At 70.4% G+C, this 24,081-nt stretch carries 24 protein-coding genes; 15 read left to right on the plus strand and 9 right to left on the minus strand.

What is annotated here, in order from left to right:
• The first annotated feature begins 578 nt into the window (after positions 1–578).
• The 4 genes from OO69_RS03255 (at position 579) to OO69_RS03270 (ending at position 6,731) form a co-directional block, all read left to right on the plus strand.
• Entirely contained in the window at positions 579–794 is a 216-nt protein-coding gene (locus tag OO69_RS03255; protein ID WP_033278842.1) for a hypothetical protein, read from the plus strand.
• Positions 795–887: 93 nt separating this feature from the next.
• Complete coding sequence (locus tag OO69_RS03260) at positions 888–1,694, plus strand: HlyD family efflux transporter periplasmic adaptor subunit (protein ID WP_033278843.1); 807 nt, start codon at positions 888–890, stop codon at positions 1,692–1,694.
• Entirely contained in the window at positions 1,691–3,913 is a 2,223-nt protein-coding gene (locus OO69_RS03265) for an NHLP family bacteriocin export ABC transporter peptidase/permease/ATPase subunit (protein ID WP_033278844.1), read from the plus strand. Before OO69_RS03260 ends, OO69_RS03265 begins: the two co-directional genes overlap by 4 nt.
• A 1-nt stretch (position 3,914) precedes the next feature.
• Positions 3,915–6,731, plus strand: coding sequence for an NHLP bacteriocin export ABC transporter permease/ATPase subunit (locus OO69_RS03270; RefSeq protein WP_033278845.1), 2,817 nt, complete (start codon positions 3,915–3,917; stop codon positions 6,729–6,731).
• A gap of 24 nt (positions 6,732–6,755) precedes the next feature.
• Here the strand turns inward: OO69_RS03270 and OO69_RS03275 are convergent, their stop codons facing one another.
• From OO69_RS03275 to OO69_RS03285, 3 genes are all read right to left on the minus strand, one after another.
• A complete protein-coding gene (locus tag OO69_RS03275; RefSeq protein ID WP_033278846.1) occupies positions 6,756–7,283 on the minus strand; it encodes an SRPBCC family protein in 528 nt (175 codons plus the stop codon).
• A 6-nt stretch (positions 7,284–7,289) separates the two neighbouring features.
• The gene (locus OO69_RS03280; protein ID WP_033278847.1) at positions 7,290–7,634 is read right to left on the minus strand and encodes an ArsR/SmtB family transcription factor; all 345 of its coding nucleotides are present in this window, start codon (positions 7,632–7,634) and stop codon (positions 7,290–7,292) included.
• 72 nt (positions 7,635–7,706) lie between these two features.
• Positions 7,707–8,144: a VOC family protein gene (locus tag OO69_RS03285; protein ID WP_051800751.1), complete on the minus strand. Its 438-nt coding sequence runs from the start codon at positions 8,142–8,144 to the stop codon at positions 7,707–7,709.
• A gap of 66 nt (positions 8,145–8,210) precedes the next feature.
• On the opposite strand from OO69_RS03285, the gene OO69_RS03290 reads away from it, so the two are divergent.
• On the plus strand, positions 8,211–8,864 hold the full coding sequence (locus tag OO69_RS03290) for a TetR/AcrR family transcriptional regulator (protein ID WP_033278849.1): 654 nt from the start codon (positions 8,211–8,213) through the stop codon (positions 8,862–8,864).
• Here OO69_RS03290 and OO69_RS03295 read toward each other — a convergent pair.
• Entirely contained in the window at positions 8,858–9,700 is an 843-nt protein-coding gene (locus tag OO69_RS03295) for an alpha/beta hydrolase (protein ID WP_051800752.1), read from the minus strand. The two genes, OO69_RS03290 and OO69_RS03295, sit on opposite strands and share 7 nt — an antisense overlap.
• Positions 9,701–9,824: 124 nt before the next feature.
• Here OO69_RS03295 and OO69_RS03300 point away from each other — a divergent pair, with 124 nt between their 5' ends.
• Positions 9,825–11,327, plus strand: a complete 1,503-nt coding sequence (locus OO69_RS03300; RefSeq protein WP_033278850.1) for an MFS transporter — start codon at positions 9,825–9,827, stop codon at positions 11,325–11,327.
• Positions 11,328–11,547: 220 nt separating this feature from the next.
• Positions 11,548–11,928 carry an STAS domain-containing protein gene (locus tag OO69_RS03305; protein WP_033278851.1) on the plus strand — a complete coding sequence of 127 codons (381 nt, stop codon included), beginning with the start codon at positions 11,548–11,550 and terminating at the stop codon, positions 11,926–11,928.
• Positions 11,929–12,064: 136 nt separating this feature from the next.
• Here the strand turns inward: OO69_RS03305 and OO69_RS03310 are convergent, their stop codons facing one another.
• Positions 12,065–12,502, minus strand: coding sequence for a protease inhibitor (locus tag OO69_RS03310; protein WP_033278852.1), 438 nt, complete (start codon positions 12,500–12,502; stop codon positions 12,065–12,067).
• A gap of 359 nt (positions 12,503–12,861) precedes the next feature.
• On the opposite strand from OO69_RS03310, the gene OO69_RS03315 reads away from it, so the two are divergent.
• The 5 genes from OO69_RS03315 to OO69_RS03335 all read left to right on the plus strand — a co-directional run bounded on the left by OO69_RS03315 (position 12,862) and on the right by OO69_RS03335 (position 17,644).
• Positions 12,862–13,413 (plus strand): hypothetical protein, encoded by a 552-nt coding sequence (locus tag OO69_RS03315; protein ID WP_033278853.1) that lies wholly within the window; start codon positions 12,862–12,864, stop codon positions 13,411–13,413.
• A 201-nt stretch (positions 13,414–13,614) separates the two neighbouring features.
• Positions 13,615–15,210, plus strand: coding sequence for a purine-cytosine permease family protein (locus tag OO69_RS03320; RefSeq protein ID WP_033278854.1), 1,596 nt, complete (start codon positions 13,615–13,617; stop codon positions 15,208–15,210).
• Positions 15,210–15,875 (plus strand): cyclase family protein, encoded by a 666-nt coding sequence (locus OO69_RS03325; RefSeq protein ID WP_033278855.1) that lies wholly within the window; start codon positions 15,210–15,212, stop codon positions 15,873–15,875. The genes OO69_RS03320 and OO69_RS03325 overlap by 1 nt, the downstream gene beginning before the upstream one ends.
• Before the next feature lie 46 nt (positions 15,876–15,921).
• Complete coding sequence (locus OO69_RS03330) at positions 15,922–16,617, plus strand: alpha/beta fold hydrolase (RefSeq protein WP_033278856.1); 696 nt, start codon at positions 15,922–15,924, stop codon at positions 16,615–16,617.
• A 49-nt stretch (positions 16,618–16,666) separates the two neighbouring features.
• Positions 16,667–17,644 carry a 2-hydroxyacid dehydrogenase gene (locus OO69_RS03335; protein ID WP_033278857.1) on the plus strand — a complete coding sequence of 326 codons (978 nt, stop codon included), beginning with the start codon at positions 16,667–16,669 and terminating at the stop codon, positions 17,642–17,644.
• On the opposite strand, the gene OO69_RS03340 is transcribed toward OO69_RS03335, so the two are convergent.
• Both OO69_RS03340 and OO69_RS03345 read right to left on the minus strand, forming a co-directional pair.
• Positions 17,637–19,280: an RICIN domain-containing protein gene (locus OO69_RS03340; protein WP_033278858.1), complete on the minus strand. Its 1,644-nt coding sequence runs from the start codon at positions 19,278–19,280 to the stop codon at positions 17,637–17,639. The genes OO69_RS03335 and OO69_RS03340 overlap by 8 nt on opposite strands.
• Before the next feature lie 394 nt (positions 19,281–19,674).
• Positions 19,675–20,550, minus strand: coding sequence for an oxidoreductase (locus OO69_RS03345; RefSeq protein WP_033278859.1), 876 nt, complete (start codon positions 20,548–20,550; stop codon positions 19,675–19,677).
• A gap of 145 nt (positions 20,551–20,695) precedes the next feature.
• Here OO69_RS03345 and OO69_RS03350 point away from each other — a divergent pair, with 145 nt between their 5' ends.
• Positions 20,696–21,736 carry a helix-turn-helix domain-containing protein gene (locus OO69_RS03350; protein WP_234444323.1) on the plus strand — a complete coding sequence of 347 codons (1,041 nt, stop codon included), beginning with the start codon at positions 20,696–20,698 and terminating at the stop codon, positions 21,734–21,736.
• 366 nt (positions 21,737–22,102) lie between these two features.
• Here OO69_RS03350 and OO69_RS03355 read toward each other — a convergent pair whose 3' ends face one another.
• Together OO69_RS03355 and OO69_RS03360 are read right to left on the minus strand one after the other, a co-directional pair.
• Complete coding sequence (locus tag OO69_RS03355; RefSeq protein ID WP_033278860.1) at positions 22,103–22,477, minus strand: toxin Doc; 375 nt, start codon at positions 22,475–22,477, stop codon at positions 22,103–22,105.
• A gap of 3 nt (positions 22,478–22,480) precedes the next feature.
• Positions 22,481–22,726 (minus strand): hypothetical protein, encoded by a 246-nt coding sequence (locus OO69_RS03360; protein ID WP_033278861.1) that lies wholly within the window; start codon positions 22,724–22,726, stop codon positions 22,481–22,483.
• A gap of 137 nt (positions 22,727–22,863) precedes the next feature.
• On the opposite strand from OO69_RS03360, the gene OO69_RS03365 reads away from it, so the two are divergent.
• Entirely contained in the window at positions 22,864–23,361 is a 498-nt protein-coding gene (locus tag OO69_RS03365; RefSeq protein ID WP_033278862.1) for a methylated-DNA--[protein]-cysteine S-methyltransferase, read from the plus strand.
• A 17-nt stretch (positions 23,362–23,378) separates the two neighbouring features.
• A complete protein-coding gene (locus OO69_RS03370; RefSeq protein ID WP_033278863.1) occupies positions 23,379–24,068 on the plus strand; it encodes a 2OG-Fe(II) oxygenase in 690 nt (229 codons plus the stop codon).
• The last annotated feature ends 13 nt before the right edge of the window (positions 24,069–24,081 follow it).

Below are 24,081 nucleotides of genomic sequence, written 5' to 3' on the forward strand. Positions count from 1 at the left end.
ATCGCAGTGCGACGGCCCCGGTCCGTCCGGCACGCGACGGGCGAGCGGATGTCTTGATCGAATCGGTGCCGCTCAAACCTGCCCACGGATCAGACCAGTTGAGTCACTCCCGGCACACTCCCCGAACCGACACGGAACGCGATCGGTCGGCAACGGTCCGTCGAGAACAGGGAGCGGAATCCTCGCTTCAGGGAATCTGCACAGCGCGTACCCAACGAAGTCACCGGACTCGACGGATCTGCACATGCACACGCCCCCGGAAACGCCTTTGGTGGGGAGTGCCCGATTCCGGTTCGGTGCCGCAAGCCCTCCCGTGGACCGATGCCGCGCAGCGTGTGAAGAAGTCGCCGACACCTCGTGCCCACGCCTGCACGGTTCGGGGCTCCTGGGGCTCAAGTGCCCTGGTGGGACGGGAGTTTGATTGGCTGCGTCCACCCGCACCGTGCTTTGATCCATCGCACCGCAGGAGCCACGAGGGCTCCGGAAACGGCGCCCGGCGCCTGCGGTCGCGGCCGTCGTCTGTCCCCAGAGGGGGCCGCTCCCCCCTTGTGAATATCCATATGAAGGGAAGTTCCCCCATGAACTCCACCCCCCAGGTTGAGACCGTCGAGATCTCCGACGCCGAGCTCGACAACGTCTCCGGCGGTCTGTCCGTGAACGCGCTCGGCACGGTCACCGGCCTGGTCGACGGCATTGCCCCGGTTTCCGGCCTGGTCGACACCGTCGTCGGCACCGTCGAGGGTGTCACCGGCCTCAACGTGACCCCGGTCACGAACCTGGTCGCCGGTCTCTGATCGCACCTTGTTTGACCGAGTCCCGGAGCCGTTTCCCGGCTCCGGGACTCTCGGTTGCCGTAAAAGATCTCTCCCCTAGGTGAGGGAAGTCCCGTGCAGTTCCGCCAACAGGCCCTCGCCAAGCTCCAGTCGCCCGAAGAGCTTGATCTTCCGGTGCGCTTCGCGCGTCCGCAGGGCTGGCTCGTGCTCTCCGTGACGGTGGTCGTGGTGGCCGCCGCGTCCGTGTGGGCGGTGACCGGATCGGTGGCGTCGACCGTCAGCGCGTCCGCCATCCTCACGCACGGGGAGGGCAGTTACATCCTGCAGAGTCCCGTGGCCGGACAGGTCACCGCCGTCCTCGCGCAGGAAGGCGAGCGGCTGCCCGCCAACTCCCCTGTCCTGAAGGTCCGTACGGGCGACGGCGACTCCGTCGTGCGCACGGTCGCCGCGGGCCGGATCACCGCGCTCGCCGCCACCATCGGCCAGATCATCCAGACCGGCGCGAACGTCGCCGCCGTGGAGAAGGTCGCCCACGCCACGGACCCGCTGTACGCGACGGTGTACGTCCCCGCCGAGAACGCGGCCTCCATCCCCGCGATCGCCGACGTCGACCTGACCGTCTCCTCGGCTCCGACGCAGACGTACGGCGTGCTGCGCGGCCAGGTGAAGGCGGTGGACCGGTCGGCCCAGTCGGCGCAGCAGATCTCCGCGTTCCTCGGGGACAGCCAGCTCGGCGAGCAGTTCACCAAGAAGGGCCGCCCGGTGGCCGTACTGGTGAAGCTCGACAAGTCGGCGCGGACGAAGAGCGGTTACAAGTGGTCGTCCCAGGACGGACCCCCCTTCGCCCTGACCTCCATGACCATGGCCTCGGCCTCGATCCGGCTGGCCGATCAGCGCCCCCTCGATTGGCTGCTGCCATGAGCCCCGCACAGGACACCCGTTCACGGCGCCGCTCCGCCCCGCCGAAACGCCCGGTCCCCAAGGGCCGCGCCAAGACGGTCCGTTCACCCACGGTCCTCCAGATGGAGGCCGTCGAGTGCGGCGCCGCCTCCCTCGCGATGGTGCTCGGCCACTACGGCCGCCACATCCCGCTGGAGGAACTCCGCATCGCCTGCGGTGTCTCCCGCGACGGCTCCCGCGCCAGCAACTTGCTGAAGGCGGCGCGCAGTTACGGCCTCACGGCCAAGGGCATGCAGATGGACACGGCCGCCCTCGCCGAAGTCCGGTCCCCCGCCGTCCTGTTCTGGGAGTTCAACCACTACGTCGTCTACGACGGCATGGGGCGCCGCTTCGGCCGCCGCGGTGTGTACATCAACGACCCTGGAAAAGGGCGCCGGTTCGTGCCCATGGAGGACTTCGACGCCAGCTTCACCGGTGTCGTCCTCGTCATGGAACCGGGCGACGGCTTCGAGAAGGGCGGCCGCAAGCCGGGCGTCCTGGGCGCCATGCCGGCCCGGTTGCGCGGCACCGCGGGCACGATGCCCGCCGCCGTCCTCTCGAGTCTGCTGCTGGTGCTGGTCGGTGCGGCGATGCCCGCGCTCAGCCGAACCTACATCGACATGTTCCTGATAGGCGGTCAGACGTCCCTGCTGGGCGTCCTGTTCGCGTCGATGGGCACCTGCGTCCTGCTCACGCTGGCGCTGACCTGGCTGCAACAGGCGAACCTGCTGCACGGCCGCATCATCTCCTCCACGCTCTCCAGCGCCCGCTTCCTGCGCCATCTGCTGCGACTGCCGGTGACGTTCTTCTCCCAGCGCAGCCCGGCCGACCTGGTGCAGCGCCTCCAGTCGAACGACGCCGTCGCCGAGACCCTGGCCCGCGATCTCTCGGCCGCCGGGGTGGACGCGGTGGTCGTGGTGCTCTACGCGTTCCTCCTCTATACGTACGACCCCCAACTCACCTATGTCGGGATAGGTGTTGCCCTGCTGAACGTGGTGGCGATGCGGGTCGTCATCCGGCTGCGCGCGACCCGCACCGCGAAACTGCGCGCCGACAGCGCCCGGCTCACCAACACGGCATACACCGGGCTCCAGTTGATCGAGACGATGAAGGCGACCGGCGGCGAGGACGGCTACTTCCGCAAGTGGGCCGGCCAGCACGCCACCACCCTGGAGGAGCAGCAGCGGCTCGGCGTGCCGAGCGCCTGGCTGGGTGTGGTCGCGCCGACGCTCGCCTCGCTCAACAGCGCGCTGATCCTGTGGATCGGCGGTATGCGCGCGGTCGAAGGGCACATCTCCGTAGGCCTGTTGGTCGCCTTCCAGGCGCTGGTCACCCGCTTCACCGCGCCGATCACCCGGCTCAACGGCGTCGCGGGCCGCATCCAGGACTTCGCGGCCGACGTGGCCCGCCTCAAGGACGTCGAGAACTTCCAGGCCGATCCCCTCTACTCCCGTGCGGGCGGCGCCGATTCGACCCGCCGACTGCAAGGTCACGTCGAGCTGGAGAACATCACCTTCGGCTACAGCCCCCTCGACAAGCCCCTGCTCACCGGCTTCGACCTGACGGTCGGCCCGGGCCAGCAGGTGGCCCTGGTCGGCGGCTCCGGCAGCGGCAAGTCCACGGTCTCCAGGCTGATCTCGGGTCTCTACACGCCCTGGGAAGGCGTGATCCGCATCGACAACCACCGCCTCGAGGACATCCCGCGCGGCGCGCTCGCCGCCTCCGTGTCCTTCGTCGACCAGGACGTGTTCCTCTTCGAGGGCTCGGTCCGCGACAACGTGGCGCTGTGGGACCCGTCGATCCCGGACGAGGCCCTGGAGGACGCGCTGCGCGACGCGGCCCTGTACGACGTCGTCATGCGGCGGCCCGGGGGCATCCACAGCCGGGTCGAGCAGGACGGGCGCAACTTCTCCGGCGGCCAGCGTCAACGCCTCGAGATAGCAAGGGCGTTGGTGCGCAGGCCGAGCATCCTCGTGCTGGACGAGGTGACGAGCGCCTTGGACGCGGAGACCGAGCTGGTCGTGATGGACAACCTGCGCAAGCGCGGCTGCGCCTGCGTGGTGATCGCGCACCGGCTCAGCACCGTGCGCGACAGCGACGAGATCGTCGTCCTCGAACACGGGACGATCGTGGAACGCGGGCGGCACGACGCCCTGGTGGCGGCCGGCGGCGCGTACGCCACGCTGGTCAAGGAGCGCTGAGATGACGTCCGTCCACGAGGGCGACCTGGTCCTCGGCGCGCTGGGAAACCTGGGCACGCCGATCGACTGCGCCGGGTCCAACCGCCTCGACCTCGAAGGCCCGCAGGTGCTGTGGCTGGTCGCGTCGGGTGCCATCGACCTGTTCGCGGTGGACGCCGTACAGCAGGGCCACTGGCACCACCTCGGCCGACTGGAGGCGGGCTCACTGCTGCTCGGCCCGGTCACCGGACCCCAACACACGCTGGTGGCCCGCCCGTTGCGCGATTGCGTGGTGCACCGCATCAACCTGCGCGAGCTGTACCAGCCCGCGAACACCCAGACCTGGTCGTACGACGAGTACGGCAACCCCCAGTACGTGCCCCCGACTTCGAGCCCGCTCGAATACGCCCTCGCCCTCGGTGTCGGCCGCGGCCTCTCCATCCTCTTCCAGGCACCGATGGCCACCGAGCGGGCCGCCGCGCCCACCGATGACGACGTTTTCTGGATGCAAGTCCCGCCGGGGAGCGTGCAGTACGGGTCGATGTACGGCGCGGAGGCGGCGGCCGATCTGCTGATGGACCCGGCCGTCTGGCAGGACATGGTCAACCAGCAGTACCGCCTGCTGTCCACGCTGGACAAGTGGATCGAGCAGCTGGAGCGCACCCACGAGACCCGAACCGCCGCCGGTATCAAGGCCGGTGAGGCAGTGCGCGCACAGGCCGACCGGACACTGCTGGCGTCGATCGGCAAGTCATCGGCCCGGCGTACGACGTCCGCGGACGCCGACGCGTCGTACGCCGCCTGCAAGTTGGTCGCCGAGGCGGCCGGGCTCACCCTCGCCGAACCCTCCCAGAGCGGCAGCGAGAGCGACCGCCTCGACCCCGTCGAGCGAATAGCCCTCGCCTCACGCGTCCGAGTCCGGGCCGTACGGCTCGACGGGCGTTGGTGGCGTGACAACGTCGGCCCGCTGGTGGGCCATCGGGCGTTGTCGGGAGCGCCGGTCGCACTGCTGTGGCGGCGCGGCGGCTACGTCGCCGTCCATCCGGCGACCGGCCGTGAGACACCGATCGAGAAGGCGAACGCGGAGGAGTTCGAGCCGCGCGCGGTGATGTTCTACCGCCCGCTGCCGGAGCGGCGGCTCAGCCCGTTCGGGCTGCTGCGCTTCTCCATGCAGGGCACCGCAAGCGACCTCACGAACCTGCTGATCAGCGGGCTGGTGACGGTCGCCATCGGGGCGTTGGTGCCGATCGCGACGGGCAAGGTGCTCGGCGAGTTCGTGCCGAAGGCGCAGACGAACCTGATCGTCCAGGCCTGTCTGGCGGTGATGATCACCAGCGTGGTGGCGGCGGCCTTCATGCTGCTGGAGAACCTCACGATCCTCCGCCTGGAGGGCCGTATCGAGGCGACGCTCCAACCAGCCGTCTGGGACCGGCTGTTGAGGCTGCCGACGAAGTTCTTCACCGAACGCTCGACGGGTGAGCTGGCGAGCGCGGCGATGGGCATCAGCTCGATCCGCCGTCTCCTGGCGGGAGTTGGGCCCGTAGTCGCCCAGTCGGCGACGGTCGGCGTCATGAACCTGGGCCTGCTGTTCTGGTACAACCCCTCGATGGCCCTCGCGGCGATCGGCATGCTCGTCGTGATCGCGGCCATATTCCTGAGCCTCGGCCTGTGGCAGGTGCGCTGGCAGCGCAAGCTGGTCGTCCTCAACAACAAGCTGAACAACCAGGCGTTCCAGACCCTGCGCGGCCTGCCGAAGCTCCGCGTCGCGGCGGCCGAGAACTACGCCTACGCCGCCTGGGCGTCGGAGTTCGCGCGCAGCCGCGAGCTGCAGCAGAAGGTCGGCCGCATCAAGAACCTCACCACCGTGATGGGCGCGGTGTATCTGCCGGTCTGCACCCTGCTGATGTTCATGATCCTCGCGGGCCCGGCACGCGGCTCGATGTCGGCGGCCTCCTTCCTCAGCTTCAACACCTCGGTGACGATGCTCCTGACCTCGGTCACCAGCCTCACCGGCGCCTTCGTCTCGGCGGTGTCCGCGCTCCCCCTCTTCGAGGAGATCAGGCCGGTCCTGGACGCGGCCCCGGAGGTCCGCACCGCGAGCACCCGCCCCGGCCAGCTCTCCGGCGCGATGGAGGCCCGCCGGGTCTCCTTCCGCTACGCGGACGACGGCCCACTGGTCCTCGACGACGTGTCCTTCACCATCCGCGCGGGCGAGTTCGTGGCGATCGTCGGCCCCAGCGGCTGCGGCAAGTCCACCCTGCTCCGCCTCCTCATCGGCTTCGACAAACCGGTCACCGGCAGCGTCCTCTACGACGGCCAGGACCTCGGCGCCCTCGACCAGTCGGCGGTGCGGCGGCAGTGCGGGGTGGTGCTCCAGCACGCCCAGCCGTTCACCGGCTCCATCCTGGACGTCATCTGCGGCACCGAACCGTTCACGCCGGAGGAGGCGATGGCGGCGGCCGAGATGGCGGGGCTCGCCGAGGACATCAAGCGGATGCCGATGGGCCTGCACACGATCGTCTCCGGCAGCGGCGCGGTCTCGGGCGGCCAGCGTCAACGCCTCATGATCGCCCAGGCGTTGATCCGCCGACCGCGCATCCTCTTCTTCGACGAGGCGACCAGCGCGCTGGACAACGAGACCCAGCGCACGGTGATCGAGAGCACGAAGGCCCTCAACGCCACCCGGATCGTCATCGCGCACCGCCTGTCGACCGTGCTGGACGCCGATCGCGTGATCGTCATGGAGGACGGCAAGGTCGCCCAACAGGGGCCGCCCGCACAGCTGTTGGCGGACACGGGTGGACGGCTGCACGAGCTGGTGCGGCGACAGATGGCGTGAAGGGTCGACTGGGCCAGGGGTGCGTCAGTCCAGGCCCGGCACGACCGCGCCGGAGGGCACCCCGGCCGCCAAGTAGCCCTCATAGAACGCCTTCCAGGGCGCACCGGCACCGGCATGCGGCCCCGCTACGGCTTCACCGCGAGCCTTCGCATCGAGCACGGCCAGGCAGACCTCCCAGCCGGCGCCGTTGCGGGACGCCGTGTCCGCGGCGCCGAGAACGTTGGTGAGCGTGAAGCGGGTGCGCTTCTCCTCGACCTCCTCCAGGTCGAAGTGCAGCTCGTCGACGCCCCATTCGAAGGACAGGTGCCGGGGTGCGTCGACAGCGATGACCCAGCCGGTCGACTCGGGCATGTTGGGGTCGCCGCTGAAGGTGACCGTCCCGCCGGGGCGCAGGTCGAATTCGGCGCGGGAGGGGAACCACCGCACGAGTTCGTCGGGGTCGGTCACGAACTGCCAGACGCGGTCGAGGGGTTGGTCGTAGGTACGGCTGAAACGGACGGCGGGGCGGCCGTCGTCCAGGGTCAGGTAGGTACCGGTGAGGTCGACGGACATGGCGGATCAGTCCTTCGGTGTGAGGTGTGCGGTGTCGTCCTCCGACGTCTCGTCGAGGCGTTGGCCCAGCCGGTCCAGGCTGCGGTTCCACAGCTCTCGGTAAGGGGTGAGCCAGGCGTCGAGTTCGGCGATCGGGGCCGGGTCGAGGGCGTAGACACGGCGTTGCGCGTCCTGCCGTACGCGGACCAGGCCCGCGTCCCGAAGTACCCGTAGATGCTTCGACGTGCTGGGCTGGCTCAGGCCGCATGCCTCCACGATCTCGCCGACGGGCCGGGGCCGCTCCAGGAGCAGGCCGACGATGGCCCGCCGGTGGGGATCGGCGAGGGCGGTCCAGAGCGAGGCGTCGGACATGACCTCAATATGCCTCGCTGGTTATATTCCCGTCAAGGAATACAGTGCCCGCAACCCGGAACGCGCACCCCCTCAGGCGACCGGGCGGCCGTATCCCGCGACATCCCCGTGGTCCACCCCGTGCGCCGCCCAGCTGTACAGATGCAGGTCGAGGCCGTCCGGGTCGTTGAAGACCAGCAGCCAGCCGATCGAGGCCTCGATCACCGGCGAGTGCGTGACGCCGAGGGTGTCGAGATGCGCGGCCCACGCCTCCACGTCAGCCCTGTCCCGGACCGCGAAGCTGACGGGGTCGAAGCCCTGACAGCCCTGCGCCGCTTGGGAGTTGACGCGCAGGCAGAGCATGGAGTCGCCGAGTCCCGGGACCTCGCCCGCCACTCCGCGCACGACTCCGTCCGCGTCCTGGAACTCGTACGTGACCTTGAAACCGAGGACGCGGCCGTACCAGTCGCGTGAGCGGTCGAGGTCGGTGACGGGCATCTTCACGTGATGGATTCCGGCGAGCTCCGGCATGGCTCTCACGCTCCTCGTTCATTTCGCCGCAGTACGACTGCGCCGATTTCCTCTAGACTCCTCCCCATGTCCGACCCCGTCAACCAGAAGAGGCCGTACCGCTCGGCCAAGCGCGCCGAGGCGGCGGCGACGACCCGCGCCCGCATCCGGGAGGCGGCCGCGCGGCTGTTCACGGAGAAGGGATACACGGGCACGCGGATGAAGGAGGTGGCGGCGCTGGCCGGTGTCGGCGAGCGCACGCTGTACGACGCGTTCCCCACCAAGGCCGCCCTGTTCGGGCACACCCTGGGCGTCACACTCGCCGGGGACGAGGAACCGGTGGCCGTCCCGGAGCGCCCCGAGACCGTGGCGATCCGGGACGAGCCCGACCCCGAGCGCGCGATCGGCCGTGCCGTCGACCAGATGACCGACCTGCTGGAGCGGGCCGGTGACCTGATCATGGTGACCGTCGAGGCGGCCGGCGCCGACCCGGACATGCGGGCGTCCGCGGACGCCGGCGCCGAGGCGACGTACGGCGTACATCTGGCCCTGACCACGGCGCTTGAGGAGCGCGGAGCCCTCCGCCCGGGCCTCGACGCGCGCACCGCCGCCGACACGCTCTACGCCCTGGCGTCACCGCACACGCATCAACTCCTGCGCAGGCATCGGAGTTGGACGCGGGACGCCTACCAGGCTTGGCTGCGGCGGGTGTTGGTCGCGGAGCTGCTCCGACCTCACTGAACCCCGCCCTCCCAGAGGTCCGGCACCTCTCCTTCCCGGCTGTACATCTGGGTCGCCAAAACCCGTACCGCCGACGCGAATTGGAGCGGGTCGCGCAGGAACTCCATGTGGACGCCGGGGAATTCGGCCCACGGCACGCCGATCCGGCGGGCGATCTCGATCGACGGCCGGGCGTAGTACGTACCGCGGTCTTCCGCGCCCGCCCCCAACACCACAGGAAACGGGGCCGACTTGAGCGCGGTCTCGTCGGGGTAGAAGCCGGCGAAGCCTGGCCACTCCGTGCCGAAGAGGTGGTCCTGGTTGCCGAGGAACCGCTTCCAGAGGTCGGGGGGCCAGCGGTACGTCCCCTCACCGCGGGTCGTCTCCGCGAACCGGCGGCCGGCCGCGGGTGCCCCGCCCTGTTCGTAGAGTGCGGCCAGTTCGGCGAAGAAGCCGCGGCCGGGGTCGCCGTCGGGCAGAACGTTCACGGCGGGCGGTTCATGGGCGATGAGGCCCGCCATCACCTCCGGGTGCAGCGCGGCCAGCGTGAGGCCGATGATCGCGCCGCCGCTGTTGCCGAAGACCAGCGCCCGACCGTCGGCCAGCCCGTCGACGAGCGCGCGGGCGTCGGCGGCCTGCACGGCTAGGTCCATCGGGGCCTTTGACCTGCCGGAACTCCGCGAGTTGCCGCGCCGGTCGTACGAGATCACCATGAATGCGTCGGAAAGGGTCGCGGCGACGCCGTCGTAGTAGCCGGCGTCTCCCCCGGCCCCGCTGATCATCAACAGCGCCGGGCCGGTGCCGCGTACCTCGTAGTACAGCCCGGCCCCGTCGACCTCGAACACGCCACTGCGCATGCCTGCTCCCCGTCTTCTGCGAAACGTTGCCGTTTCGCAGAAAGTGGTCTAGTCTCCGATGTGTACGAAACCGTTTCGTTTACGTTTTGGTAAACCCCGAACGACTTCCCTGGAGTGGTTCCCGATGTCCCAGAAGACATTGACCGAAGACACCCGGTCGGGTGTCGGGGAGGCGCAGTCCGCGTCCTCCAACAAGCGGTGGTGGATCCTCGCGATCGTCGCCGTCGCGCAGTTGATGGTGGTCCTCGACGCCACCATCGTGAACATCGCCCTGCCGTCGGCCCAGAAGGACCTCGGCTTCTCCGACGGCAACCGGCAGTGGATCGTCACCGCGTACGCTCTCGCGTTCGCCTCCCTGCTGCTGCTCGGCGGCCGTATCGCCGACCTGTTCGGCCGGAAGACCGCCTTCCTCGCCGGTGTCGTCGGATTCGCCGCCGCCTCCGCGCTCGGCGGCGCCGCCACCAGCTTCGAGATGCTGGTCACCGCACGCGCCCTCCAGGGTGTCGCGGGCGCGCTCCTCGCGCCGGCCGCGCTGTCCCTGCTCAACACGACGTTCACGGACGCCCGTGAACGCGCTCGGGCCTTCAGCGTCTACGGCGCCATCGCGGGCGCCGGCGGTGCGGTGGGTCTGCTGCTCGGCGGTGTGCTGACCGACGCCTTCGACTGGCGCTGGACGCTCTACGTGAACGTCGCCATCGCGTTCGTCGCCTTCGCGGGCGGCTGGGTCCTGCTGAGCAACCACCGCGACGCCGCGGGCTCCAAGCTGGACGTGCCGGGCACGGTCCTGGTCGCCGGTGGTCTGTTCTCCCTCGTCTACGGCTTCTCCAACGCCGAGACGCACGACTGGAGTTCGCCGCAGACCTGGGGCTTCCTGATCGCGGGCGGTGTGCTCCTCGCCGCCTTCGCCTGGTGGCAGAACCGCGCCGCGCACCCACTGCTGCCGCTGCGCATCCTGCTCGACCGCAACCGGGGCGCCTCGTTCCTCGCCGTGCTGATCACCGGTGCGGGCATGTTCGGCGTGTTCCTCTTCCTCACCTACTACCTGCAGCTGAACCTCGGCTTCAGCCCCACCAAGACCGGTGTCGCGTTCCTGCCGATGATCGGCGCCCTGATGGTCATGGCGCAGATCGGCACCACGATGCTCGTGCCGCGCCTCGGCCCGAAGGTCGTCATTCCCCTGGGCTTCGCCATCGCCATGGTCGGCATGGCCTGGCTGACCGGCATCGGGACCACCTCGTCCTACGCGACCCACGTGCTGCCGCAGCTGATCGTGATCGGCGCGGGTCTCGGCATGGTGATGCCGCCGGCGATGCAGCTCGCCACGGGCGGGGTCGCCGCCGAGGACGCGGGTGTCGCCTCGGCGACGGTCAACGCCATGCAGCAGGTGGGCGGTTCGATCGGTACGGCACTGCTGAACACGCTGGCCGCGAGCGCCGCGACGGACTACCTGGCCGGGAAGGACGCATCCAGCAAGTTGGTCCAGGCGCAGGCGACGATCGAGAGCTACACCACCGCGTTCTGGTGGTCGGCGGGCTTCTTCGCCGCGGGCACGCTGATCGCGCTGGTGCTCTACCGTCGCGGGGTTCCGCAGCAGGAGGCGGACGCCGCACCGGTCGTCCACATGTGACCGGCTCCGCCCGATCCTGAGCCGCACAGACCGAGGGGCCGCCGTCCGCAGGGAGACGGCGGCCCCTCTTCATCGCCCTACTGACAGAAAGTCAACCTTTCTGACCGAAGTTCACCATGTCGAGTGAACCAGATCTTGCGGACGGCGTGTCGGGGATGCCATGCGCCCCTGCGGGGTAACTACCGAGACCGAATGCGCCCCGTGCCGAGGTGGAGCGGCCATGACAGCGGAAGCGGACGAACGCGACAGTCCCGCGGCCAACTCCTGTGCCCGTACGCGGTCCAGGGGTCCCTTCACGGTGGTCGAGGTCTCGGGCGAGATCGACATGGCGACGGCCGACCTGGTCGTAGAACACCTGGACGCCGCGACCTCGGTCGACGAGCCCGACGTACTGGTGGATCTGCGGCCCGTCGAGTTCTTCGACTGCTCCGGGCTGCGCGTCCTGTGCCGGGCCGAGCGGCGGGCCAGGGAACGCGGCGGGCGGTTGCGCGTGGTGTCCGACGGGCCGCGGATCGACCGGCTGTTGCGTGCCTCGGGGCTGCTCGGCCGCTTTCCGCCGCTGCGGGTGCTGCCCGCGCAGGCCGAGCGGCCCCAACGATGACAGGGGCCGGCACGGGCGACCCCACACCGCCCGGCCGACCCCTGGTTGCGGGACCGCGGTACTCCGCGACAGGGGCACGCACTCCCCAGCTACGGACCCTCCCTGTTGCTCACGGAGACCGTGCGGTCCCGGTCTCTCAGAACGTGAAGACGCCTCCGTATCCGTAGGAGTCCTTCACGCACTCGTTGGAGAAGACGCGCTCGTAGGAGACGCGTCTGCCCTGCCACACACCGTCGATCGTGACGACGACGGGGCGGTAGAGCTTGTTGCACAGCACGTCGTCCCGGGCCGTGAGGGCGTCGAAGTCGCCCCCGACGCCGCGCAGTTCGGCGCAGGCCTCGGCGGCGGCCGGGTGGGTGCCGGAGGAGGTGGGCGCGCAGGTGAGGGTCACCGCGCGTTCCGGTGTGGCGAGGGCGGCGTCGTCGCCGTGGCCCATGGTGAGCACCAGGGCTGAGGGGGCGTAGAGCGCGGCCGGGCCGGCTCCGTGGGCGGCGAGGGCGGACCCGGTCAGGGGTCCGCAGACGGCGGTGGCCGTCAGACCCAGGGTCGCTGCCCAGCGCGCGGTGTTCCGCATTGTGTGCATCCTTCCGCTCGGTACGAACCGATCACGAACGGATCGATTCGAAGAGATGCCGGTCCCGCTCGGTCGATGCCGGACCGGCGGGCGCCACTCTGCCGAGTCCGTCGCGGAAACTCACATCCCACCCACAGGTTTCAGTAACCTTGCGTGTTGAATCAGTGGCGTGAAGTCACAGAATTCGAACGCGCGAACCCCGTAACCACGCGGTTCTTGATCGCCGAATCAGGCCGGATGGCCGGTTTACCCACGCTCCCCAATCGGCCTGAAACAGTCCCGAAACATTCCGCTTCAGCTCTCGGCGCACTCCGCCGCAGCCCCTTGCGTTCGCTCTGCTCGCGAGTAATCGTCATTACATGATTACGACAGAGCAGCAGGAAAAGCTTCGCGGCTGGTTCACCGGCCGTCTGCCCGACGACCTGTTCGAGGAGCTGGTCGAGGTCACGGTCGACCGCGAGGAGGTCACCGTCATCGGCCGCATCCCCGCGCCCAAGCTCGCCGAGGGCGTCTCGGACGCCGAGAAGGAGTCAGCCGTCCAGGGCCGGGTCCAGGAGTTCCGCGAGCGCACCCGGGAGACCCGGATCGCCCTCGCGCGCGAGGCCGAGCACCGGTTCCGCAGGAAGGTCTCGTGGGGTGTGGAGTGCGCCGGGGAGCGGTCCCTGTTCACGCACATCGCCGCGCCCGTCATGACCCGGCTGCGCCAGCCCGAGCGCCAAGTCCTCGACACCCTCATCGCCGCCGGCGTGGCCCGCAGCCGCAGCGACGCGCTCGCCTGGTGCGTCCGCCTCGTCCAGCGCCACACCGACGACTGGCTCAGCGAACTGCGCGACTCCCTCGAACACGTCCAGCGGGTCCGCGCCCAGGGCCCCGACACCGAACCGGAGGACGCGCCGGGCGACTCCGACTGACTCCGGGGTGGATGATTCCTCCACCCACGGCACGAAAGATGGATGAACCGTCCTCTGGTGCGTGTGTCACGGCCCGCCATAGCGTCGGCGGACACCCTGAGGACGGCATCCGCTCACCCCGCCCACCCCGCGCGCGTGACGCCCGTCCCCACCGCCACCGCGCTACAACGCGCTCCACCGCCGTCCCCCGCTGGAGCCCCCTTGTCCCCCTCGTCCGAGCAGCCCGCCCCCTCCCCCGCCGCGCCGAGCCAGTCCCTGACCGAGGTCGAGACCTACGGCGTCGAGCGCATCCCCGACGCGGACCGCACCGCCACCCCGCTCGACCTCTTCCGGGTCGCGTTCGGCGGTGCCAACACCTTCTCCACCTGCGTGCTGGGCGCCTTCCCGATCCTGTTCGGCCTCTCCTTCTGGCAGGGCCTCGCGGCCACGCTCCTGGGCGTAGTCGTCGGCGCGCTGATCCTGTGCCCGATGGCGGTGTTCGGCCCGGTCAACGGCACGAACAACGCGGTCGCTTCCTCCGCGCACCTGGGCGTGCACGGCCGGGTCGTCGGCTCGTTCCTGTCCCTGCTCACCGCCGTGGCGTTCTTCTCCATCTCGGTGTGGAGCTCCGGCGACGCCCTGGTCGGCGGCGCACACCGCCTCTTCGGCCTGGAGCAGAGCACACTCTCCTACGTCGTCGCGTACGCGCTGTTCGCGGTCCTGGTCCTCGCGGTCTGCGTCTACGGCTTCCGGTTCATGCTGTTCATCAACAAGATCGCCGTGCTCTCCGCAACGCTCCTGTTCCTGCTCGGCGCGATCGCCTTCGCCGGTGACTTCGACCCGTCGTACGCCGGTGTCTTCACGTCCTCGGCGGACGCGGCGACCCAGTCGCTGTTCTGGCCGTCGTTCATCGGCGCGGCCCTGATCGTGCTCTCGAACCCGGTCTCCTTCGGCGCGTTCCTCGGCGACTGGTCGCGCTACATCCCGGCGAACACCCCGCGCCGCAAGGTGGTCGGCGCCGCGTTCCTCTCGCAGATCGCGACCCTGCTGCCGTTCGTCTTCGGCCTGGCGACGGCGAGCATCATCGCCACGAAGGCCCCCAAGTACGTCGACCCGTCGGCCCCCGACTTCGTCGGCGGACTCCTCGCGATCTCCCCGAGCTGGTTCTTCCTGCCGGTCTGTCTGCTGGCCCTGATCGGCGGCATGTCGACGGGCACGACCTCGCTCTACGGCACCGGGCTCGACTTCTCCTCGGTGTTCCCCCGGCTGTCGCGGGTGCAGGCGACGTTCCTGGTCGGTGTCCTGTCCATCGCGTTCATCTTCATCGGACGCTTCGGCCTCGACCTCGTGCAGTCGATCTCCACCTTCGCCACGATGATCATCACCTGTACGACACCGTGGATGGTCGTGATGATGCTGGGCTTCTACACCCGGCGCGGCTGGTACGACCCGGACGCGCTCCAGGTCTTCAACCGCCGTCAGCGCGGCGGGCGTTACTGGTTCGCGCACGGCTGGAACTGGCGCGGCATGACCGCCTGGTGGGTGGCCGCCGTCGTCGGTGTGCTGTTCACCAACATCCCGGGCCAGTTCGTCGGCCCGCTCGGCGACCTGGCCAACGGCGTCGACATCAGCCTGCCGCTCTCGCTCGCCGTGGCCGCCGTGCTGTTCCTGGGCCTGCTCCGGCTGTTCCCCGAACCCCGTGCCGCGTACGGCCCGGAGGGCGCGCGGCTGGCCCGCACCGTCGAGGTCCCGGTGCCCCCGATCACCGGCCCCGGCGCGGCGATCGAGGCGCCCACCGTGGCCGCCGAGGCGGGCTGATGTCGGCCTGGATCGACCTGTCGGTGCCCGTCGTCACCGGGATGCCCGTGTATCCCGGTGACCCGGCCGTCGAGGTCTCCGTCGCCCTGCGCGCACCCCGGGACGGTGTCAACGTCCTTCGGCTGCACCTGGGTTCGCAGTCGGGCACGCATGTCGACGCCCCCTACCACGTGGACGACGCGTGGCCCCGCCTCGACGAACTCCCGTTGGATCGCTTCGGCGGACACGCGGTGGTGGCGGACGTACGGGGGCTGCCGGACCGCGCGCCGATCACCCCCGACCTGCTGGCACCGGCGCTGCGGCAGTTGCGGCCGGGGTCCCTCTTCCTGCTGGCCACGGGCTGGTCGGCGTACTGGGGCACCGACCACTACCTCGCCCACCCGTGGCTCACCCCGGAGGCGGCCGAGGCACTCGTCGCGGCCGGGGTCCGTACGGTCGCGGTCGATGCCCTGAGTGTCGACCCGACGCCCGAACCCGGCGATGCGGCGGCCGACTTGGGGCTGCCCGCGCATCGCGTGCTGTGCGGCGCGGACGGGGTGATCGCCGAGAACCTCACCGGTCTCGATCAGGTGATGGGCCTCGCGGACTTGGAGCTGTTCCTGTTCCCGCTGCGGCTGCCGGGGGCCGACGGTGCGCCGGTACGGGCCGTGGCGCGGGCGGTCTGATCGTTCCGGGAAGGTCGTTGTCAGACCCGGCGGTTACGTTGGGATCATGACTCGATTCGTGGTGGTGGCGGGGGCGTGGCTCGGTGCGTGGGCGTGGGACGAGGTGGTGTCCGAGCTGCGCGGGGCCGGGCACGAGGTGCATGCGCTGAGCCTGTCCGGGCTGGCGGAGAAGCAGGGGGTTCCGGCCGGGCAGCAGACCCATGTCCAGGACATCGTCGACGAGATCGAGCGCCTCGGTCTGCGGGACGTCGTCCTGGTCGGGCACAGCTACTCCGGTGTGCCTGTGGGCCAAGCCGCTGAGCGGATCGGTGACCGGCTGGCCCGGGTGGTGTTCGTCGACGCGAACGTGCCGGTCGACGGGGAGTCGTTCCTGGACAGCTTCCCGAGCGACTTCATCAGGAAGTCGCTCGACGAGAACGGCGGCTACTGGCCGCCCCTGGACCCGGCCGACTACGCGGGCCAGGGCCTCACGGACGAGCAGATCACCCGCATCATCACCGACGGCACCCCGCACCCGGGTGCCACCCTCAGCGAACCGGCAGTCCTCGCCCACCCGTTGGCCGGCCTCCCAGCCACTTACGTCAAGTGCCTGCTGGACGGCGACGAGTTGCCGGCCCCGGTCGACGAACTGGTCGCGAGCGGACTCTGGGAGCTGGTCCGGATGGACACGGGCCACTGGCCGATGTTCTCCAGGCCGCGTGAACTGGCCCGGATACTGGCCGAGTCGTCCACCCGGTCCTGACGCACGCGCGGATCCCCGCCTGCCTCCCCCACCCCGACGAGGATTTCGTATGTCCCCCACGAAGAACGTCCTGGCCGTCGTCCCACCCCACATGGGCGGCCGGAAAGCGGGCGCCGGACTCGCGACGCTGCTGCCCGACGGGGTGGACGTCACCGTCGTAGAGACGGTCGACGAGGACCCGCAGGCTCTGCGCGCGGCGCACGTCGTCATCACCGCGCTCTCCCCGGTGACCGCCGAACACCTCGCCGCCGCCCCGGAGTTGGAGCTGGTGCAGTGCGCGAGCCACGGCTTCGACTACGTCGACCTGGACGCCGCGCGCACCCAAGGGGTCGTCGTCTGCACCATCGGTTCGAGCGGTGCCGAGGCGCAGAACGTGGCCGAGCAGACCTTCGCCCTGATGCTGGCGCTGGCCAAGCAACTCGTCCCCGCGCACACCGCACTCGCCAAGGGCGACTGGGCTCTCCCCCGCCTCCAGCGCTCCCTGACCGAGCTGTCCGGCAAGACCCTCGGCATCGTCGGACTGGGCGCCATCGGACAGCAAGTCGCCCGCCGGGCAACCGCGTTCGACATGACCGTCGTCTACGCCGGCCGCCGCCCCGTCCCCGAGGAGACGAGGGCCCGGCTCGGTGGCGCCCGGCACGTCCCGCTCGACGAACTACTGCGCCTCTCCGACTACGTCACCTTGCACGCGCCGCTCACCGCCGAGACCCGGCACCTCCTGAACGCGGAGCGGCTCGCGCTGCTCAAGCCGAGCGCGTTCGTGATCAACACCGCGCGGGGCGCCCTGATCGACCAGGACGCCCTCGCGGACGCACTCGAAGCGGGCGCCCTCGCGGGAGCGGGGCTGGACGTCTTCGACCCCGAACCGCCCACCCCTGCCCTACGTCTGCTCAGGGCCCCGAACGTGGTGCTCTCGCCGCACGTCGGCGGCGTGACCCGGGAGACGGTGCTCCGGATCGCGCTGGCCACGGTGCAGAACGCCGCCGGGTACCTGACCGGCAAGTCGCCCTCCGATGTGGTCAGTTGAGCCGGTCCGCGATCTTCGCGGGGCGCGGTGACGGGGCTCCCGTGCCGGCGATCGACAGCGAACCGGGGCTGGCCGTCACCGAGTCGGTCAGCCAGCGCTGGGCGGTGGAGCCGTCGCGGACCTTGAGGACGATGTCCGCGCCCGGGTCCTTGGTGGTGGAGGTGAGCGCGAGTTGCGAGTCCCAGCGGGGCAGCAGCTCGCCCTGCACGGTGAAGTCGTAGCGGACATCGTTGCCGCGCTTGGTCGTCGCGTCGGCGCAGGTGCCGAGGACGACGACACCGGCGTCCGCGTGCGAGTCGAGGCACAGCCCGGGGCTCGCCACACTGCGCAGCAGCCCGTCGGTGTCGTACGACCACTCCTGGGTCCCGGCGGACGAGCACGCGGCCAGGACGACGCCTGCGCCGGCCTTCGCGGTGCCCTGGATGTCGAGGCACAGGTCGGCGGCGGCGTTGTGCAGCCGCGTCCGCTGGGGGGTGCCGGGGAGCCGGGCGGTGCCGGGTGCCGACGACGACACGTGTCCGGAGCCGCTGTTGGTGGTGCTGGAGGCGACGGGACCGGCGGTGCCGCCGTTGTGGTCCGGCCACAGGACGACCGCGAACACCGTCGCGAGGACCCCGGCGCCGATCAGGCCGACGCCGACGGCCAGCGATCGGGCGGACCGCTCCGACCGGGCGGAGCGAGCGGCGTCCACGAGACGGCGGCCCGGTGCGGGGATGCGGGACAGCAGTCGGTGCCGTCCCGTGCTGCCGCCGGTGTGTCCGCCGTGCCGGGACGCGGTCCTGGTCCGTGGGTCGCGGCGGGCGCGGCCGGGCCGTGATTCGAGGTAGGGGCGGGCGCCCCAGCCGAGCACGGCCTCGGCCAGGAGGACGCCCAACCCGCCTTCGAAATAGCTGAGTTGTTCGGCGGCGAAACGGCAGTAGCGGCACTGGGCGAGATGCTGCTGGACATCCGGCAGCAGTGCGCCGCCGCGCCGAATCGGGACGTCGAGGAGGCGGTTGTAGAAGCGGCAATCCTGGGTCGGCGCGAGTTCCCTGTGGGCGCGTACACAGCCTTCGCGGAATTTTTCGTGCGCCTGCTGGAGAGCGGCCGACGCGTTGTCGGTATCCATGCCGAGCAGGGCCGCCGGCACGGTTATCGACTCGGCCTCGACCTCGGTGTGCCACAGCAGACACTGGGCGAACGGCGGAAGGGTCTGGAAAGAGCGCTCGGCGAGCTTGCGATTTTCCGCCGTCATCGACTTCGCGGCCCGCATCGCGCGGCCCCCGGAGGGATTCCCCAGGTCGGGAACAACACTGGATATCCGCTCTTCCGTCGACCACTCGCGGATCGTGTCGCGCACGGTCAGCAGCAGCCGGGGCCGCAGCGCAACGCCGTGTTCGCCGAACGTCAGCCGGTCGAACACCCGGTGGAAGGCGGCCGCCGCGGCCATCGCGGGCACGGTCCCCTCGGCGGCGAGACAGATGCCCGCGTAATCCTCGACCGGCCGCCAGTGCCGTGCCATCAGCAGCGCGACGGAATGAGCGGCCTCGCCCTCGGGACGGCCCCGCAGCCGGGCGGCCAGGGTCTCGTCGGATTCCTCGGGGGCACCGCCGTCCGGCGGCGGGTAAGGAGGACGAGGGGGATGCGGGATGGACACGAAGTGGATTCCTCGGATTCGGTTCATCAACAGGTGAATGAGCCCCGGGCATTAGCCCCCGCACGCGGGTGTTTCACCCTTGCACAACCCACCCGACCCAACAAGGCACTTGGGTAACTTCCATACCATTGAAAGAAAGTCAGATGCGGTGACAACTCGGTTCACCAGCAACGGCTTTCGACTTTCCATGCGCCCCGTGTGAACCACGCGCACACGCCGGTGCGTCACGCACGCTCCCGGCACACGGCTCACCGCGGTCCACTGGGTTCGGCCCTTCTCGGAGGCCACGCGCTGGACGGCGGCTCTCCCGCGCCAAACGGCCGCCGACCTTGCTCCTCCCGCCCTCGGTCGGCGGCCCCGAGGGCGGGGGCGGCCCACCCCCGCCCTCCCCGCGTCAGACCGTGGCCCGGCCGATGGTGTCGAGTTCGGCGATCGCGTCGGCGGGCAGCACCAGGTCGGCGGCGGCGATGTTGTCCCGCAGATGCGCGCGGGAGGAGGTGCCGGGGATCAGGACGGTAGTGGCCGACCGCTGCAACAGCCAGGCCAGGGCGACCTGTTGGGCCGAGACGTCCAGCCGCGCGGCCACCTCGGACAGGGTCCGCGACTGCAGCGGGGTGAAGCCGCCGAGCGGGAAGTACGCGGCGAACGCGATGTTCTCGGCGGCACACCGCTCAACGAGGGCGTCGTCCTCCCGGTTGGCCAGGTTGTACAGGTTCTGCACGGTGACGACCGGCGCGATGGCCTGGGCCTCGGTCAGCTGGGCGGCGGAGACCGTGCTCACCCCGAGGTGCCGGATCAGCCCGGCCTTCTGCAACTCGGCGAGCGCACCGAACTCCTCCCCGATCGACTCCTCGTCGGCGCCGTGATCGGTGCCGGCCCGCAGGTTCACCACGTCGAGCGCGTCGAGCCCGAGGTTGCGGAGGTTGTCGTACACCTGCGCCTTCAGGTCCTCGGGGTGCCGGGACATGATCCAGCCGCCGTCGGGGCCGCGCCGGGCGCCGACCTTGGTCACGATGCGCAGGTCGTCCGGGTACGGATGGAGGGCCTCCCGGATGATCTCGTTGACGACGACGGGGCCGTAGAAATCGCTGGTGTCGATGTGGGTGATGCCCCGCTCGACGGCCTCACGGAGGACGGCCACCGCCTCGGTGCGGTCCTTCGGCGGGCCGAAGACGTGGGGACCGGCGAGCTGCATGGCGCCGTATCCCATGCGGGTGAGGGTGAGGTCCTCGGCGAGGGTGAGGGTGCCGCCGGAGACGATGTCGGCCATGATGGCGCGCCTTTCGATTGGGGGGGTGGACGCTTCGGTCCTGCCCTCGACTCTGCGCCTGTCGCGGCCGGGCAGGCAGTACCCGGATGTTCCTGGTAGTGACAGGGACACGCACCCCCGCGGATTCGGACCTACGGTGGGGGGTGTGGACAGCAAGAACGCGCTCGGGGAGTTTCTGCGGGCCCGCCGGGAGCGGGTCCGGCCCGAGGACGTGGGCCTGAGCGGTGGTGGGCTGCGCCGGGTGCCGGGGTTGCGCCGGGAGGAGGTCGCCCTGCTGGCCGGTATCAGCTCCGACTACTACTTGCGGCTGGAGCAGGGCCGTGACCGCAATCCTTCCGCGCAAGTGCTGGAGGCGCTGGCCCGGGTGCTGCGCCTGGACGTCTCCGCGACCGCCCATCTGCTGAGCCTCGCGCAGCCGGAACGGCCGGCCGTGTCCCGCAGGCGAGTCCGGCGGCCCGAGGCGGTACCGACGAGCGTCCGCGAGCTGCTCGACACGTGGTCCGGTCACCCGGCATACGTCCAGAACCGGTTCACGGACTGCCTCGCGGCCAACGCGCTGTGCCGGGCGCTGTCCCCGAACTACACGCCGGGTGTGAACCTGCTGCGAGCCGTCTTCCTCGACCCCGCCGAGCGTGAACTCCGCCGCGACTGGGAGGAGTTGACGGCCGAGGGGGCCGCGACCCTGCGCGGCCACATCGGCCCCGACGTCGACGAACCCCGGCTGGTGGAACTGGTGGGCGAACTGTCCGTACGCAGCGACCGCTTCCGGCTCCTCTGGAGCCGCCACGAGGTACGCCCCATGCTCGGCCGCACCAGCCTCCTCACCCACCCACTCGTCGGCGACTTCAAGCTCCGGTCGAACAAGTTCGAGATCCCCGGCACGAACGCCCTGAGCCTGGTCGTCTTCCACGCCGAGCCGGGAAGCCGCAGCGCGGAACTGCTGGGGTTGCTGGGCAGCTTGACGGCGTCGGGCGAGACGCCCTGGGGGGAGGATTCAATGGCCGCGTCCAGGGAGACGCCCCCGGAGGGAAACCGGCGGGCGTCGAACGGCCCGGTGCCCTGGCGGGAGGATTCACGGGCCGCGTCCGGCGAGACGCCTCCGGAGGGAAACCCGCCGACGGCGAACGGCGAGCCCTCCCACCGCGTCCACCGGCGAGACACGTCCAGCCAGACGCCCCCTGAGTGAAACCCGCGGGCAGCGAGGGGCCAGCCCTCCCACCAGCGCGACCGGCGAAACGCGTCCGGCGAAACGCCACCTGAGAGAAACCTGCGGGCAGCGAGGGGCCAGCCCTCCCACCAGCGCGACCGGCGAAACGCGTCCGGCGAAACGCCACCTGAGAGAAACCTGCGGGCGGCGAGTGACCAGCCCTCCACCGGGACGACCGGCAAGCCGCGTCCGCCCAGACGCCCCGCCAGGGAGACTCCCGGGCCGCAGCCAGCGGCGAAGCACCCCCGCGGGGAACCCCGCCGGGGCGCGACAAGACCCCCCGCCTCGACGAGGACCGCTAGACAGACCCGCCTGCCAAACCTGCCCGCCCGCCAGCCCCACCCGTCAGATCTGCCAGGACCGCAACCGGTCCGCCGCGCCGTAGACATCCGTCTTGCCGGAGATCAGGTCGCGGGCGAGGTCGACGAGGGCGCCGTAGGGCGGGTCGATGCCGACGCCGCTGACGAACATGTAGGCGACCGCCGTGGCGCAGGCGAAGCGGGCGTTGGCCGAGGGGAGGGGCTTGAGGAGGGCGAGGGTGTGGAGGAGGGCGGTGGCGCGCCAGGCCGGGTCGGAGTCGATGCCGAGGCGGGGCGGGTCGACGCGGTGGCGGGCTACGGCTGCGACTAACGCCGAGAAGTCGTTGATGGTGGGCTGGTCCGGCAGGACTTCCTCATGGCGCTGGAGCAGCCAGGGCACGTCGATATGGATGACGGGCATGCGTCAGGCGACCCGCCCCTCGCCCTTGGCCGCCGGTTCGTCGTCGGGGAACGCGGCGGCGAACTCGTCGGCGTGCGTGGCGAAGAACCGGCGGAACGCCTCGGCGCCCTCCTGCAGCGCCCGGTGCCGGGCTATGTCGGCCGCGGCCGCCTCCCGCACGAGCGCCTTCATCGAGGTACCGCGCTCCTTGGCGATCTGCCGCAGGTCCTCAAGCTCGCGCTCGCTGAACTCCACGTTGAGAGCTGGCATGCCAACACGGTACCGCTCGGGTACTTACCCGTAAATACCACCAGGTCAAGAGCTACGCCTGACGGTACCGAGCGGGTCCCACCTCCATGTCCGAATCCCGCCGGTACCGGCCGCCGTTCCGGAGCAGACTCGTCTCCATGACCACGATCTACACACTCACCGACAGCCCCCTGGGCGAGCTGCTCCTGACCGGCGAGAAGTCGCCGACCGGCACCACCCTCACCTCCCTGACCATGCCGGACCACCCGGCCATCCCCGCCGACTGGCAACGCGACGACCAGGCCTTCACCGAGGCCACCCGCCAACTGTCCGCGTACTTCGCCGGACACCTCACCGACTTCGAACTCCCCCTCGCCGCCGAGGGAACGGAGTTCCAGCAGCGCGTCTGGCAGTCCCTCGACGAGATCCCGTACGGCACCACGACGACGTACGGCGCCCTCGCCGAACGCCTGGGCGTACCGCGCGCCGAAGTCCGCGCACTGGGCGCGGCCCTCGGCGCCAACCCGCTCCTGCTGGTGCGCCCGTGCCATCGGGTGATCGGCGCGGACGGCTCGATGCGGGGTTACGCCGCCGGTGTCGAACGCAAGGTACGTCTGCTGACCCACGAGGGCGCACTGCAACCGATGCTCGGCTGACACGGAGGAAGTTCGTCATGGACGGCACCAACTGGTCAGCTCTGGCAGAGGAGTTGGACCTGTACGGCAGTGCACCGACCGCACAACTGCTCACCCCCTCGGAGTGCGGCGACCTGACCGCGCTGTACGAGAAGCCGGAACTGTTCCGCACCACCGTCGACATGGCCCGCCACCGCTTCGGCTCCGGCGAGTACCGCTACTTCACCCACGACCTCCCCGCCCCGGTAGCCGCCCTGCGCGCCGCCCTCTACCCGCGCCTGCTCCCGATCGCCCGGGACTGGGCGGCCCGCCTCGACCGTCCGTCCCCCTGGCCGGACGACCTGGACGAGTGGCTGGCCCGCTGCCATGCCGCCGGCCAGGCCCGTTCGGCCCAGATCCTGCTGCGCTACGGCGAGGGCGACTGGAACGCCCTGCACCGCGACATCTTCGGCGAGTTGGTCTTCCCGCTCCAGGTGGTGATCGGCCTCGACGAGTACGGCACCGACTACACCGGCGGCGAGTTCCTGATGGTCGAGCAACGCCCCCGCGCCCAGTCCCGGGCCACCGCGACCCCGCTCCAGCAGGGCCACGGCCTCGTCTTCACGACCCGCGACCGCCCGGTACGGACGAAGCGCGGCTGGTCGGCGGGGGCAATGCGACACGGGGTGAGCACCGTACGCTCCGGCAGGCGTCACGCGTTGGGACTGGTGTTCCACGACGCAGCCTGAAAACCCGGGGAGG

Source organism: Streptomyces sp. NRRL F-525 (assembly GCF_000716605.1).
GTDB lineage: Bacteria > Actinomycetota > Actinomycetes > Streptomycetales > Streptomycetaceae > Streptomyces.